The 15,457-nt window shown below is 43.7% G+C and carries 13 protein-coding genes; 7 read left to right on the forward strand and 6 right to left on the reverse strand.

The features are described from left to right. Positions 1-325: 325 nt before the first annotated feature. Positions 326-787, forward strand: coding sequence for a COP23 domain-containing protein (locus PY364_RS16200; RefSeq protein ID WP_275524033.1), 462 nt, complete (start codon positions 326-328; stop codon positions 785-787). Between the two features lie 128 nt (positions 788-915). On the opposite strand, the gene ndhD1 is transcribed toward PY364_RS16200, so the two are convergent. Next, on the reverse strand, positions 916-2,499 hold the full coding sequence (gene ndhD1 / locus PY364_RS16205; protein ID WP_275524035.1) for a photosynthetic/respiratory NAD(P)H-quinone oxidoreductase subunit D1: 1,584 nt from the start codon (positions 2,497-2,499) through the stop codon (positions 916-918). A gap of 152 nt (positions 2,500-2,651) precedes the next feature. Beyond that, on the reverse strand, positions 2,652-4,712 hold the full coding sequence (locus PY364_RS16210; RefSeq protein WP_275524037.1) for an NAD(P)H-quinone oxidoreductase subunit 5: 2,061 nt from the start codon (positions 4,710-4,712) through the stop codon (positions 2,652-2,654). Positions 4,713-4,750: 38 nt separating this feature from the next. Here PY364_RS16210 and PY364_RS16215 point away from each other — a divergent pair, with 38 nt between their 5' ends. Next, a complete protein-coding gene (locus tag PY364_RS16215; protein WP_275524039.1) occupies positions 4,751-5,005 on the forward strand; it encodes a hypothetical protein in 255 nt (84 codons plus the stop codon). Here PY364_RS16215 and PY364_RS16220 read toward each other — a convergent pair. Further along, entirely contained in the window at positions 4,985-5,365 is a 381-nt protein-coding gene (locus PY364_RS16220) for a thioredoxin domain-containing protein (protein WP_275524040.1), read from the reverse strand. The two genes, PY364_RS16215 and PY364_RS16220, sit on opposite strands and share 21 nt — an antisense overlap. A 42-nt stretch (positions 5,366-5,407) precedes the next feature. Next, complete coding sequence (locus tag PY364_RS16225) at positions 5,408-6,121, reverse strand: NnrU family protein (protein WP_275524041.1); 714 nt, start codon at positions 6,119-6,121, stop codon at positions 5,408-5,410. Between the two features lie 241 nt (positions 6,122-6,362). Between PY364_RS16225 and PY364_RS16230 the strand changes: the two genes are divergently transcribed. After that, on the forward strand, positions 6,363-7,367 hold the full coding sequence (locus tag PY364_RS16230) for a LysR family transcriptional regulator (protein ID WP_275524043.1): 1,005 nt from the start codon (positions 6,363-6,365) through the stop codon (positions 7,365-7,367). A 104-nt stretch (positions 7,368-7,471) separates the two neighbouring features. Here PY364_RS16230 and PY364_RS16235 read toward each other — a convergent pair whose 3' ends face one another. Next, positions 7,472-8,848, reverse strand: coding sequence for an aldehyde dehydrogenase (locus tag PY364_RS16235; protein ID WP_275524044.1), 1,377 nt, complete (start codon positions 8,846-8,848; stop codon positions 7,472-7,474). 61 nt (positions 8,849-8,909) lie between these two features. Between PY364_RS16235 and PY364_RS16240 the strand changes: the two genes are divergently transcribed. After that, positions 8,910-9,857 (forward strand): glycine betaine ABC transporter substrate-binding protein, encoded by a 948-nt coding sequence (locus tag PY364_RS16240; protein WP_275524045.1) that lies wholly within the window; start codon positions 8,910-8,912, stop codon positions 9,855-9,857. A gap of 249 nt (positions 9,858-10,106) precedes the next feature. On the opposite strand, the gene PY364_RS16245 is transcribed toward PY364_RS16240, so the two are convergent. Beyond that, positions 10,107-11,198, reverse strand: a complete 1,092-nt coding sequence (locus tag PY364_RS16245; protein WP_275524046.1) for a RuBisCO accumulation factor 1 — start codon at positions 11,196-11,198, stop codon at positions 10,107-10,109. A gap of 287 nt (positions 11,199-11,485) precedes the next feature. On the opposite strand from PY364_RS16245, the gene PY364_RS16250 reads away from it, so the two are divergent. The 3 genes from PY364_RS16250 (at position 11,486) to PY364_RS16260 (ending at position 15,409) form a co-directional block, all read left to right on the forward strand. Further along, positions 11,486-12,430 carry a response regulator gene (locus PY364_RS16250; RefSeq protein ID WP_275524047.1) on the forward strand — a complete coding sequence of 315 codons (945 nt, stop codon included), beginning with the start codon at positions 11,486-11,488 and terminating at the stop codon, positions 12,428-12,430. A gap of 424 nt (positions 12,431-12,854) precedes the next feature. Next, positions 12,855-13,409, forward strand: coding sequence for a response regulator (locus PY364_RS16255; protein WP_275524048.1), 555 nt, complete (start codon positions 12,855-12,857; stop codon positions 13,407-13,409). 293 nt (positions 13,410-13,702) lie between these two features. Further along, positions 13,703-15,409, forward strand: a complete 1,707-nt coding sequence (locus PY364_RS16260; protein ID WP_275524049.1) for a diguanylate cyclase — start codon at positions 13,703-13,705, stop codon at positions 15,407-15,409. Positions 15,410-15,457: the final 48 nt, after the last annotated feature.

A 15,457-nucleotide genomic window follows, 5' to 3' on the forward strand; every position in this document is an offset into this window, starting at 1 on the left:
GGCGGTAAACTCACCGCCAAGATGGCGGCGTTACATAATAAATGCGTAAGTCCTAATTTAAATAGAACTTACACATTTATTATGTAACATGGATCAAAAATTTGCCAGCTTTACGGTCAGGAAATATTGCGACCGAACTTAAGGGAGTTAATCAATTATTACACCTCAACTGCTTGGCACGTCAATACCTTTAGGGATAAGGTATGTAAGGTTTTCCACAATAAATTTTTATTTATTTTCCTAAATACCTAATCTTCCCGGCAACAATATTGCTTAATTTTTTAGACTAATAGTAATCTTAACTGACAGCACTTGTTACTACATAATGATTCAACACCTAAAATCAGTTCTTACCGCCTCAGCGATTGCCTTTGCAAGTTTCGCTCTAGCAAGTAGTCCCGCTATCGGTCAAACTGCTACATTCTTCTGCGGTACTTCTAGTAGTAATCCCGCTACAATTGCTACCCAAGAAGGCAAGAATATTCCTGTTATCTTGTGGGTAGCTGATAACTATTTCTCTGAATCAGGAGAGGATGCTATAACTAGATGTACGCGAGTGTCAGGAATTCTTAATAGTTATCGTCAGCAAGGAAATTGGAATAATATTATTACAGTAACTAAATCTCAAAGTGGACAATCGATTATTTGTGCAGCTAATTCTCAAGATGGTTCCTGTAGATTATTGTATCAAGTTCCCAAAGGTCAAACTCCCGAACAAGCTAGACAAGAACTGATCAAAAGAGTTAATAATCCCAGTTTAAATCCAGCACCTATCCAGGTAAATTGATTGATTAATTCAACCCATAAAAAAGTCCGCGTAGGCGGACTTCGTTTATGTAGTAGCGATTTTAATCGCCCGATTTCTAATTCTAAAGCCGCCGTCTGGGCGGTTCAATTATCGCCCGGAGGGCAGCATTACTGGTGACTTTCAATCACCGGAGCCCTGAGAGAAACCATTTTTTCACTAGCAGCCTTAGCCACCAAAGAAGGCACAGAATCTCGCAACCTCGCCGTCAACTGCACAGTAGTTGCATCATAAACCTGAGTCAAAATCTTTGGATACAAACCAATCCCAATAATGGGAACCAATAGACAGGCAATAATAAACACCTCTCGCGGTTCCGCATCAACTAGAACCTCATGTTCCACCAAAGACTTATTCTCAGGCCCGTAAAGAATTTCTCGCAGCATAGATAGCAGATAAATCGGAGTTAAAATCACCCCAACCGCCGCTAAACATACCACACAAATCTTAAATACAGGGTTGTAAGCATCACTTGTAGCAAAACCTACAAAGACCATTAATTCTGCTACAAAACCGCTCATTCCCGGCAATGCCAAAGATGCCATTGAGCAAGCAGTCCACATCGCAAAAACTTTCTTCATTTTCTTACCCACACCGCCCATTTCATCGAGCATTAGCGTGTGAGTGCGGTCGTAGGTACAACCAACTAAAAAGAACAAACTCGCCCCGATTAAACCGTGCGAAACCATTTGTAAAACTGCACCACTCATGCCCAACTCTGTAAACGAACCCAGGCCAATCAATACAAACCCCATGTGGGAAATTGAAGAATAGGCAATCTTTCGTTTTAAGTTCCGTTGAGCAAAGGAAGTAAGGGCAGCGTAAATGATATTTACTACCCCCAAAATCACCAACATCGGTGCAAAAATAGCATGGGCATCTGGCAGCATTCCGGCATTCATCCGAAACAAAGCATAGCCACCCATTTTTAACAGAATACCCGCCAGCAACATATGAGCTGGAGCCGTCGCTTCACCATGAGCATCTGGCAGCCAAGTATGTAGCGGAAAAATTGGCAACTTTACGCCATAAGCTATTAGGAAACCCCCGTATAACCACAACTGCAAAGTTAGGCCGATATCCTTATTGGCAATTGCCCGCATATCAAAGGTAACGGTATCGCCATAAAAGGCCATCGCCAACGCCGCCACCAAAATAAACAGGGAACCAAGGGCTGTATAGAGGATAAACTTAGTAGCAGCATAGAGCCGTTTTTTGCCGCCCCAAATTGACAAAATCAGGTAAACTGGTACTAATTCCAGTTCCCAAACTAAGAAAAAGAACAGCATATCCTGTACGGCAAAAACTGCAATTTGGCCGCCGTACATTGCCAACATCAAAAAGTAGAAAAGCTTGGGCTTAAAAGTTACCGGCCAAGCAGCTAAAATTGCCAAAGTAGTAATAAAACCAGTTAGCAAAATCAGCGGCATTGACAAGCCATCAGCACCCACAGACCACCTTAAGTCAATTTGGGGAACCCAAGAGTAACTTTCTACTAATTGCAGTCCTGGGTTATTAATGTCATACCCTGTGTAGAAAGCGCAGACAATCAGGGCAAAATCAATTAATCCGACAATCAGGGCATACCAGCGCACCGTCTTGCCATCCTTATCAGGAATGATCGGAATAAACAGCGATGCGATAATAGGAAACAAGATGACGGTTGTTAGCCAGGGAAAATTTGCTGTATCCATTGCATTAAGAAGGGGCTAGGGGCTAGGGGCTAGGGGCTAGGGAAGAGGGAAGAAGGGAAGAAGGAAGTTTCATCATAATCAGTTAACGGTTAACCATTAACCGTTAACAGTTAACCGTTAACAGTTAACCGTTAACCGTTAACCGTTAACTGTTAACTAATTCCAGAAACAACCACAAAACCCAAGACTGCGACAAACACAATCAGGGCATAAAATTGAGCGCGGCCGTTTTCAAAATACTTCAAAGCTTCGCCACTAATTAGCGTCACGAAACCAGTCAAATTGACTAGACCATCGACAACTTTAAAATCGACTTCCATGACTTGCCGAGCTAAACGACGGCTACCTTGAACAAAGAGCCGATCATTAATATCATCCAAGTACCATTTATTGAGGGAAAACTCATAAAGTGGCTTGATTTTTTCTGCGATCGCGCCTGCGTCAATCTTCCGGCTTAGATACATCAGAGAAGCCAAAGTAATGCCAATTAAAGCAATACCAACGGAACTTCCCCCCATAATCAAGAACTCCGTCAAATCGAATTCATGGGCTGTTTCTAGCACTTCTCCGGGAGCGTGAACAAACTCCTCAAAATAATTCGCAAATGGCGTACCCACAAAACCAATCAACATCGAAGGTATCGCCAAAACCATCAGAGGAAGTGCCATAGTTAGCGGCGATTCGTGAGGGGAATGGCTGTGTCCATGCTCTCCGCGATCGTCAGAATGCTCATCATGGGAGTGTTCCAATTCCTTGACGTGCATCGCACCGGGCCCGAAAGCCATAGCAGGCATCATTGGTTGCAGAAGTTGCTGCTTAATTGCCTGATTATTGCCTCGGAATTCGCCCTCAAAGGTGCTGAAATACATCCGAAACATATAAAAAGCAGTCATGCCGGCCGTAATCCAGCCCACAATCCACAGAGCAGGATTAGCTTCAAAAGCCTTACTTAGAATCTCATCTTTCGACCAGAAACCAGCAAAAGGCGGAATTCCGCAGATGGCTAAATTGCCAATAAAGAAGCATCCAGCCGTAATTGGCATATACTTCCGCAATCCTCCCATCATCCTCATATCTTGAGCGAGAGCGGGGTTATGGCCGACAACTGCTTCCATGCCGTGAATTACTGAGCCGGAGCACAGGAACAGCATCGCCTTAAAATAAGCGTGGGTCATCAAGTGGAAAAGTCCAGCGCTATAGGCTCCAACGCCCATCGCCATTACCATATAGCCCAATTGGGAAATGGTAGAGTAGGCCAAGCCTTTTTTGATGTCATTTTGGGTGATGGCGATGCTCGCGCCTAGAAATGCTGTGAAACAACCCGTGTAGGCGATCAGTGTCATCACCGAGGGTACAGCTTCAAATACTGGATACATCCGAGCAATGAGGAAAACGCCGGCTGCTACCATCGTTGCGGCGTGGATCAAGGCAGAGATCGGCGTTGGGCCTTCCATTGCGTCTGGAAGCCAAACGTGCAGGGGAAATTGAGCCGATTTTGCGGCTGGGCCTAAAAATACAAGGATGCCGAAGATAGTAGCGATCGCAACGCTCAAAGTACCAGATTCGATCAGACTGTGGAGGCGATCGCCCATTACTTCAAAATCAAAACTACCAGTTGCCCAGTAAAGTCCTAATATGCCCAAAAGTAGGCCAAAGTCGCCGACTCGGTTAGCGACAAAAGCTTTTTGGCAAGCATCCGCCGCTGCTTTGCGATCGTACCAAAAACCCACCAGCAGGTACGAACACATACCCACCAATTCCCAAAAAATATAAATCTGAACTATGTTCGGGCTGACTACCAGACCCAACATCGACGAGCTAAATATGCTCAGGTAAGCGTAGAAGCGCACGTAACCGTCATCGTGAGCCATATAACCGTCGGTGTAGATCATCACCAACAAAGCCACTGTCGTCACGATCGCCAGCATCACCGCCGTCAAGTGGTCGATGGTGTAGCCCATAGTCAGTTTGAAGTCACCTGCGGATGCCCACTCAATGACGCGGGTGTAGGGCGCATGACCATTAATTTGACTCCAAAGCAATGCAAAAGAGAGCACCATTGCCACTCCCAACAGGGAGATGATAAACACAGCATTAATTTGCCTGAGTTTATTGGTGGCTCCATTAAAGGAAATCAGCCCTAAGCCGACTAGCATTGCGCCTGCCAGTGGCAGGACTGGAATCAGCCACGCATACTGATAAAGCTGTTCCATGACTGATACTTACTTTCTATTTTTAGGTTGCCGTAACTGTGAACAATTGTGACACACGACAGCCAGAGGTGAGCATAAATACTTCCTTAAACTGTGACCTATGCAACTACCAACGTAACGCCGCCCTCTGGGCGGTATTGAAACCGGCCAAAGGGCGGCGTTATATACCCATTTGGGGATTAGCTGGTTATATCCTCAATTGGGCTTACAATGAATTGAGGCGATCGCTTTCCGAGGAACCGCCCAGAGGGCGGCGTTACAAAGTCTATCGCCTACAACCTAACCGCCACTGACTGCGGTTGCAGGATTTGGATTTGAGGACTAGGTTGATAACTCTGCATAAAAGCGTCGAGAGTCCGCAGTAAATCCTCTCGCCCTTGGAATTGTTCAAAACGAAACAGGACTTTACCTCTATCAAATAGGATCAGTGTTGGCAAAGTGCTGAGTTTATAAGTGCTTGCCAGTTTCAAGCTAGAGTCAGCATTAATTCCTACTAGCTTGACTTGGCCAGCCCAGTCAGCTTCAAATTGCTTTAGCAGTGGGTCGATCAGGCGACAAACCCCGCACCAGGGAGCCCAAAAATGGACTAGGACGGGAGTATTCGATTCAAAAACTTCTTGTGTAAATGTCCGCTCGCTAACCGACAACAGCATGATCCCTCGTGATTTATTAACTTTTAATATTCTGGGATCATGCTACCAGGCTAAGCTACTTGTTGCACCAATTAATAGGGGATGAATTTTCCACAAAATTAAGGTAAAAATTGCTACACCCAAGTAAGCAGGGCGTAAAAACTCCCAAATGTCAAGGGTTTGACGATTTTGAAGTATCGCCAAAAATGGAATCACTGAAGTTCGAGATGTTAAGGCTTCAAAAGATTCGCCATAACGATCCCGCATCCGTCTGTCCCCATGCCACACTGCAAACAGGTGATGGAGCACTAACCCGATAGAGGTGAGGAGGGTGAAGCTAGTGCCAATCCAGAGGGTGTGGGCGATACACCAAATTACCTGACCCACCATTTGGGGATGTCGGGTAATACGGATAATGCCCGTTTCATAGAGGTGAACTTGGGGCTTTTGGATCGCCGCGATTTCTAGTAGGTTGAAGGTGGCGGGATAGAGAAATAAGAATGAAATCGCTGAAAGAGTCCAAACTAAAGGTTTAACTGTGGGTACACCCTGTAACTGCCACAGTTGCAAACCGTCGTAGCGATGGTTGAAGAAATAAATAATTAAAACTGTCGCTAGAGGGATGCTAACTAAGGCAAATAAAACTCGGTAGAGTCGGGGGCCAATTAGTTTTTCTCCCTTGGGGCGTAAAGCCGCTAAACCACTGTGGGCGATCGCGAAACCCAGTAACAGTCCCAGCATTATCAAATGGCTGGGAGTCAGCCAGTCCTGTATCATTGTTGTCACTATTAAAGAAACTTATTGATTCTTCGCTCTCGTTGTGTCAGAAAGTATCTAAAAGAGCGGTTGTGGGGAATGGGGTATGCAGTATCGGGGTTGGATCGTCAGAATTGTCTGAAATTTCAGGTGTACGGGTATCCGCTACCTGTAGGCTGACCCAACAGACGTTTTGCTCAATTCCCCATCAACGGTTTCCCATTTCTACTGCCAAATCCTCGCACGTTTCAGGTTAAGCAATATGTCTGACCTTCCTTTCACTTTAGATCAGTTACGCATTCTCAAAGCGATCGCCTCTGAAGGTAGCTTCAAGCGGGCCGCTGATAGTCTCTATGTATCCCAGCCAGCCGTCAGTTTACAGGTGCAAAACTTAGAGCGACAATTGGATGTCCCCCTATTTGACAGAGGTGGGCGACGAGCTCAACTCACGGAAGCGGGCCATCTCTTACTCAGTTATGGCGAGAAGGTTTTATCCCTTTGTCAGGAAACCTGTCGAGCTATTGAGGATCTGCAAAATCTTCAAGGTGGTACTCTGATCGTGGGTGCATCTCAAACTACTGGGACATATCTTCTCCCTCGCATGATTGGGATGTTTCGCGAACTGTATCCAAATGTAGCGGTACAATTGATCGTTCATTCTACTCGCCGCACAGCTTGGAGTGTCGCTAACGGGCAAATTGACCTTGCGATCGTTGGCGGCGAAATTCCTACTGAGCTTCAAGATTCTTTACAAATCATTCCTTACGCTGAGGATGAACTGGCTCTGATTCTACCCGTCTCTCATCCTCTAGCGAAAACTGAAGCAATACCAAAAGAAGACCTTTATAAATTGCAGTTTATTTCCCTAGATTCTCAATCAACAATTCGCAAAGTCATTGACCAAGTTTTGGGTCGCTGTGGCATCGATACTCGCCGTTTAAAAATTGAAATGGAACTCAATTCAATTGAAGCGATTAAAAATGCTGTCCAGTCAGGTTTAGGTGCTGCATTTGTCTCCGTTTCAGCTATTGAAAAAGAGTTGCAGATGAATGTACTTCATAAGAGCCAAGTCGATCAAGTTGTAGTAACTAGAATTTTATCTTTGATTTACAATCCCAACCGCTACCGCTCAAAAGCAGCAGAGGCTTTTAGCAATGAAATTTTGCCCCAGTTTGCCTCGGAAGGTTACACTAAGGAGAGAAAGGAACTTCCTTTCAAGGAATTAGATAGCCTAGAGATAGTGACTCCCAATTCCTTTGGAATTTAATCTAGTCTTCTATAAAACAAAATCGATGGCATTAAATAACCAGAGTTCGGGTTAACCCAAACTCCGGTTAAAGCTATTGCTATAGCTGAAATCGGTAACTTGTATCAACCGAGCATTTTTTTAATCAAATCCACCTTGCCCTTATAAGGAGCATACCGCCATTTCAAATCAAGTAGAAATGATTTTTTGAGAACACTTTTGTAATGAGAAAAAGTATCAAAACTTGCTTTGCCATGATAGCTACCAATTCCGCTATCTCCAACTCCTCCAAAAGGCAAAAATGTCACTCCGAATTGCATCACAGTATCGTTAATACAGACTCCTCCTGATGAAGTTTCTCGTAAAACTCGCTCTTGTTTTTCTTTATTTTTAGAGAAAAAATACAAAGCTAAAGGTTTGGGACGAGCATTAATTTTAGCGATCGCATCCCCTAAATCATCATATTCTAACACGGGCAAAATCGGCCCAAAAATCTCTTCTTTCATCACAGGCGAATCCCAAGAAATTCCGTCTATTACCGTCGGAGAAATATATCTATCCTCTAGATTTATTGCGCCACCTGCAATCAATTCTCCCTCTTTGAGAAATTCCGCCAAACGTCCCAAATGTCTTTGATTGATGATTCGGCAATAATCAGGACTTTTTGCGGGATCGTCGCCGTAAAACTCTTGAATTGATGCCTTAATTGCCCTCAATAAATCTGGCTTAACCTTTCGATCGACTAATAAGTAATCAGGGGCAATACAAGTTTGACCAGCATTGATAAATTTGCCCCAAGCAATCCTTTTTGCTGTATATTCAATCTGAATTTCTGAGTCTACAATACAAGGACTTTTCCCTCCTAACTCCAAAGTTACTGGTGTTAAATGTTTCGCTGCTGCTTCCATGACTACCTGACCAATTTTAGTGCCACCGGTAAAGAAGATATGGTCAAATTTTTCTGCTAGTAACTGTTGACTAATTTCTACTCCTCCCTCAACTGCTGCAATATAAGCAGGATCGAAGTTTTGGGAAATTATTTCTGCCACTAATGCCGAGGTATAAGCAGCTATTTCAGAGGGTTTGAGGATAGTGCAGTTGCCCGCTGCGATCGCACCCACTAAAGGTGATATCATTAACTGGAAAGGGTAATTCCAAGGCCCAATAATCAGTACAACTCCCTTCGGTTCGGGATAAATGCTGGCAGAGGCGGGAAATTGATCGATGGAAGTTGATACTTTTTTCGGTTTTACCCAAGATTTCAGGTGCTTAATGGCATAGTTAACTTCTGAGACTGTTGCTATTTCAAAATAAGCCTCGAACTCTGGCCTGTTGAGGTCAGCCTTGACAGCTTCGACAATCTGTGGTTGATTCAAAGAGATAGCTTCTTTGAGACGCTTAAGCTGTGCAATCCGAAAGCTTAAGTCTTTGGTTTTACCAGTTGCAAAAAACTGTTGTTGCTGGCTGAGAATGTCGCTGATTGCTACAATTGGAGGTATCATAGTTTTAATGCTGGATCTATAAAATAGATGTTACACTACTCGCTCAAAATAGATCCCAACTATGACAGATGAGTATAAAGGCAAAACCTACAATTTTAGATTTTACTGGAGTACAATGACCACAACCTCAAAAAGCTGTTTTTTATCCTCTATCTTATCGCTGTTTTTATTATTCAGTACCGCAGGCTGCACTTCTATTTCCCAAAAACAGATTGTTATTTGTTCAAAAGATTTTACGGAACAAGTTATTTTAGTAGAAATTTTAGCCCGTCACATTGAAGCCAAGACAGATATACAAGTAAAACGCGAACTTAATTTAGGTGGAACTCTTTGCCATCAATCTCTAGTAGCTGGTAAAGTTGACTTATATGTAGAATATACTGGTACTGCTTTTGCTAACATTCTCAAACAAAAACCGATTTCTGACCCAAAAAAAGTTTACACTTATATCAAGCAAGAATATGCAAAGCAGTTTGAATTAGAGTGGACAGAACCTCTGGGATTTAATAACAGTTTCGCAATTATTATCCGGGGTGACGATGCAAAAAAACTTAATTTGCAAACCCTTTCTCAACTTGGCAAAGCTGCACCAAAGTTGCGGGCAGGTTTTGGCCCAGAGTTTAAAGAAAGGAAAGATGGTTTTCCGGGATTAGCTAAAACTTACGGGCTAAAGTTTGCAGAAGAACCGAAAGAAATGTTATTAGGATTACTGTACCAAGCACTTAAAGAAAAACAAGTAGATGTCATTGCTGGTAACTCTACTGATGGGTTAATAGAAAGTCTGAGTTTAGTTGTTCTTAAGGATGATAAGCAATATTTCCCCCCCTATGAAGCTGCCCCAGTTGTGCGTTCTGCAATTTTGGCAAAATACCCAGAATTGCGTGAAGTTCTGAATGAATTAGCCGGGAAAATCTCGGAGGAAGATATGCGAAAACTCAATTATCAAGTTGATGGGAAACAACTAGATGCTGGACAAGTTGCACAGGATTTTTTACAACAAAAGTTATAGCTAGGGGCTAGGGGCTAGGGGCTAGGGGCTAGGGAAGAAGAGGAAGAAGGGAAGAGAATTAAGGGTTTGAGAATCATCCGCGAATGATGGGGGTAGGCACGGGGGCACTACCCCTACAATATTTGCACAACTCATTTAGACGTGCTATATATAACAGTTAACAGTTAACAATTAACAGTTAACAGTTAACAGTTAACAATTAACAGTTAACAGTTAACAGTTAACAGTTAACAGTTAACAATTAACAATTTATTCATCAATCGACCATCCATCTTTAACAGAATCTTCCTCAATAATTCTTTTCGGACGCATCACTAAGATAACTTTTGCTAAAAGCTTGATATCGGGAATTTCTTCAAACCACTGTAATTCTAAATTGCCTCCATTATCTATGAGGAAATAACTATCAATATCCCACTGTCTTTGAGCGCGGTCGGCGATAATTAATACTTCTTCAGGTTTGCCTTCTAGGGGTGTGGGAAAGCGATCGCTATTTGCCAAAACTGCGACGGGATCTTCAGCTTTCCTAATCACTTGCCAACCAGGGACGGTTATCCAAGCGCCAGTACCCGAAAATTTGATCAGTTGAAAGGGCCCTGTTTTCTCAGTCAGGGGAACCGCTTCCCAGTCTGTAGTGGCGATCGGCATTTGACCGGCAACAGGTACGATCCGAGGTAAATCTTCCTCATCTTCGACGCGATAAATTGGCAACCGGGGGGCAGTACGCTTGGGAACTACGGTAAAATCAGTTAGTAGTTGTTCGATTTGTTGCCGCGCAGTGGGACTTGCAGCTAATTTTAAACCCCGTGCGATCAGGCGCGATCGCTCTTGTAAATCACTTTTCTCCCTCGCCAATTTCCAACACTGGTAAGCAACCGCGTCCCCCGCATCATTAGTAAATCCTGCTGGTGGCCGAATGCGGGAAAATTCCTTGACAGCTTTGGCTATTTCGTGCGCGTCGTCAGCATCGAGGTTGTGAGACAGTACCAACGTAGCAGCAGCAACCCGTTCATTTTGCGTGAGAATCCGAAACTCGTACAAAATATCGCTACCCTTGCGCCAAAAGTGCGATCGCACTTCCTCTGTAGCATTAGCATTTACTAAACTGGTATAAACTTGAGCGGCAACGCTGACCTGATTTTGCTGTACGGGTTCAAACCCTGTTTGTTCAAAAATCTGATTGGAACTGTAGCCAGTTTTGAGCAATGTAGCGCAAGCCTGTCCCCATTCTACCCAACTGCCCTCCTTGCGGCGGAGCGATCGCACTAAATTTTCCACATCTACAGCATTCGTAGAAGATTGAGAGTCCGAATTTGGCAAGTCTTGAGGTGTTTGAGTCATAATCGAATTAGAAATTAAGCGATCGGTAGTTGTTTTTTGCAAACGTAAGTAGAAGGAAAAAGGAAGAAGGAACAAGAATCAGAAGTTGCACTCCCTGTTTTATTTAGCCTGCGATCGCGTCAAACAGACAATCAAGTTTATACCCAAAATTCTGTTAGCGACGCTCAAAAGGCAAAAGCCGAAAGTAGACTTCTCATTTGCAGTAGAGCTTAGGTTTGATACCATGTCACTATTGTTGCAAAATAAATGCTCACCCAAATCCGCCGAGGCGAGTTGATTGTATTCTTATGGATAATGCCCTTCCAGAGCTAGATAACATTAAACGCCAGCTCATGAGCCTAAATCGACCGAAAAAGCCTAAAATGCTGGTGGTAGACGATGAACCAGACAATCTGGATCTCCTCTACCGAACTTTCCGGCGAGATTTTAACGTACTTAAAGCTGAGAGCGGAATTCGCGCCTTGGAAGTCTTAGGCTATGAAGGTGAAGTTGCTGTCATCATCTCCGACCAACGAATGCCGGAAATGAAGGGAACGGAGTTTCTGAGCAAAACTGTGCCTCAGTTCCCAAACACAGTGCGAATTATCCTCACTGGTTTTACGGATATTGAAGACCTGGTAGACGCGATTAACTCTGGACAGGTATATAAATATATCACTAAGCCCTGGGACCCGAACGAACTCAAGGTTGTAGTCCAGCGGGCCGCCGAGACTTACGAACTGCTTAAGCAACGCACGGAAGAACTGCGCCGGGCCCAAATCCAAACGCAACTACTGGCAACTGTCATGCAGACAGCTCAGGACTCTCCTAGCTTAGAAGCAAGTTTAGCTCCCATTGCTACGGCCTTCAGCGATAATTTTTTAGCCGATGCGTGCATCTTACAACTTGTGGAGGGAAATGCTTTAACAGGGGCCGTCGGCACTCACAGCGCAGGGGGGAAGGTAGACAACTGGCTGGCAAGTGACCCTTTGGTTAAAGAAGCGATCGCTACTCAGACTATTCAATGTTCCCTCAATGTCTCAGCGGATACAGCAATGACCGACATTGCCCACTACCAGGCATCAGGAATTCAAGCCCATCTTGCTGTTCCCATCGCCTATCGCGGAGAAGCGATCGCTTTAATGTCCCTCCAGTGGAAGCAGCCCAGCACCCTCCGTCCCGACGAACTCATGACTCTTCACCTCGCATCTCAACAAGTTGCCCTAGTTATAACAACTTTGAAGTGTTCTTAAGCGAGTACATTATGAAGGTAGGGGTGGGTTCACCAGGTTTTTCTTCATCAATCAAAAAGCCAAAGAATCCGCCCCCATATTTATATTTAATTTTAATTAAAAGTGAGGTAATACCAATTCTCCAAAGTTATGCTATTGAACTTTATCTATTGGTTTAACTCCCAAAGCTGTAATTCTGGCTCTTTCGTACTTACTAAAATTCTAGCATAGTAGGTACGAAAGAGCCGTATAATTTTGGATAAATAGTATAATTAGTGGTTAGGGGATAGCACACAAAGCTACACGGCACCAACAGGGTATGTATTATTTACGTATAAATACGTAAGAGCTAGCCAGTGATTACGGATAGCACTGAGCCGACTATCTCTTATCATAAACATCACCAGGAAACTTTTGATAATTTTGTCAGTTAATAAACCCTGTCGTGCAGAAGCAGCTTATTTCTACGATTAGGTTTGTCGCCAGACGCATAATTGATAATTATTCAAATTTGCTTGCTGCCTCAAAGTCACTGCGAGTGAATAAAGCTGTGACTTCTGAGATACAAACCTTTACTATTTTGATGGCTAATGACAGCGAGGATGTCTGTTTTCTTGTACAGGAGGCACTGCGAGAAGTTCCACTAGCGATCGCATTTTACTCCGTTGAAAATGGTGAAAAACTGCTAGACTATTTGTACCGCCGCGATCGAGATACTGATGCTAGAAATTCGCCCTACCCCAATCTAATCTTACTGGATTTGAATATGCCAAAGTTGGACGGTAAAGAAGCTATAGCTATGATTAAGTCTAATCCCAACTTCTGCCATATTCCGATAGTAGTGTTAACAACTTCACAGCAGGACGGAGATATCCTTCACTGCTACCGCTTAGGTGCTAATTCTTTCATAGTTAAACCGATAACTTTTGATGCCCTAGTTGAGGTGATGAACACTTTGTGCCGTTACTGGTTTGGAATTGTTTCTCTACCACCTGAGTGATGAGTTATTAGTTATAAATTTTGAGTTTTGAGTTAATTTTTATAAGCTGAGTGATTTTAACCATATTAGTTTAGCACAAAGTCAAAGAGATTGGAGAGATTCTTAAGTAGAAGGCTCAGATTCAGGATCGGGTTAAGCCAAAAGCGAAGAGACTCCGATCGGGGCGCTTTTTCAGCATTGGCACTTTAGCTTTAATTATGTCGAGGTACTTATAAGATTTTTAAAATTTGCACTCATCTGCATATTTTAGGTATATTGTTAGTGGTAGGTATTAACACACTCTCTATAGGCTGATGATCTATCGTCCCACCGATCGCACTGCTAAAGTTGTACTTCCGCCTAACCAATTGCTCAAAATTCTTTTGGTGGAGGATGACCCTGTAGATGCCGAACTGATAGAAGAGTTTTTAGATTCAGTCAGTAATATTGAGGTTCAGGTCAAAACAGTCGCTCGCCTCAGCTTGGCGCTAAAAAGTCTGGGAGAGGCAGAATTTGACGCAATTTTATTAGATTTATCTCTACCGGACAGCTTTGGAATTGATACTGTCAAAAGCGTGAAAGCACAAGCTTTAACAGCTCCAATAGTCGTTTTGACTTCACTCAATGACGAAAATATGGCAATTGAAGCAGTACACTGCGGAGCACAGGATTACCTGGTAAAAAGAGGATTTTCGGGGCAACTGTTAGTTCGTGCTGTACATTACGCGATCGCGAGATCGCGGACAGAAGAAGCTTTGCGGCAAGTGGCCCAAAGGGAGCGGCTTTTAGGGCGAATGATCGAGCGGATTCGCTCTTCAATTATTTCAATTTCTCTACCTAATGGCGATTTAGATTACTATGCTGATTTCCCGGCAAGTGTTTTTGCAGGTGGTTCTATTCAACTAGCAAATATTCTGCATAAGACAGTAGCAGAAGTGCGACAATTTCTTAAAACTGACCGTGTTGTAATTTATCGCTGTCGAGGTTCGACAAAAGCAGGACAAGAGGATGAAGAAGGTTCTGCAATCGCGTCTGATGGAGCTTTTAACTCCTATGTTGGCAGCAGAGATATTGATACTCCTTTAGCTATTTCCTGTGACTGGTCAAGCAATACAGAATCTTTCGTCGCAGTGGAAGATATCAGTGTGGCAAAACTAGATGCCGATGACAAAAATTTGTTTGCCGAATTTCACATTAAAGCAGTTTTGACAGTACCTATTTGGCAAGCATCGGAACTGGGAATACGAAAGTGGGATAGCGAAAAATGGGGAGATGAGGAGATAGATAAATGGGGAGATGGCGAGAAAATTTTACTTCCTAATTCCCCAAATCAAAATCTTCTCTGGGGGATATTGGCAGTTTATCATTGCAGTAATTCTAGGCAGTGGCAGCAGTGGGAAGTAGATTTTTTGCAGCAATTGGCAAATCAAGTAGCGCTAGCAATTCAACAGTCAGAACTTTACGGTCACTTAGAGATAGCTAACCGCAAATTGCAGCGACTAGCGACTACAGATGAACTAACCGGAATTGCCAACCGCCGCCAATTTAATCGCGCCTTAAACTTGGAGTGGCGGCGGTGTGGAAGAGAGCTAGTCACGCTATCTTTAATTATCTGTGATATCGACTTTTTTAAACTTTATAACGACTGCTGCGGTCATCCTGCCGGCGATACCTGCTTAGTACGAGTTGCCTGCGCGATCGCTTCATCGATCAAACGTCCTGCCGATTTAGCGGCCCGTTACGGCGGCGAAGAATTTACCGTACTCCTGCCAAATACAAGCATAGAAGGTGCGATCGCCGTCGCTAGAGCAATTCGCACCTCCGTAGAAACACTGAAACTGCCCCACCCCCAATCCCGTATTAACCCGTACATCACTCTCAGTTTCGGAATTGCCAGCGTAGTTCCCCTTCCTGATACCTCTTCCGACACCCTAATTCAGAGTGCCGATCGCGCTCTATATCAAGCCAAAGCAAAAGGAAGAAATCGAATTTGTCAAGTAGTTTCCCAGCCTAAATCCTAGCCCTTCGAGGTTTAAATATAGCAACCGCCAAGGCAGTTAAGACACTCG

This window comes from Kamptonema sp. UHCC 0994, assembly GCF_029167235.1.
Taxonomy (GTDB): domain Bacteria; phylum Cyanobacteriota; class Cyanobacteriia; order Cyanobacteriales; family Microcoleaceae; genus Kamptonema.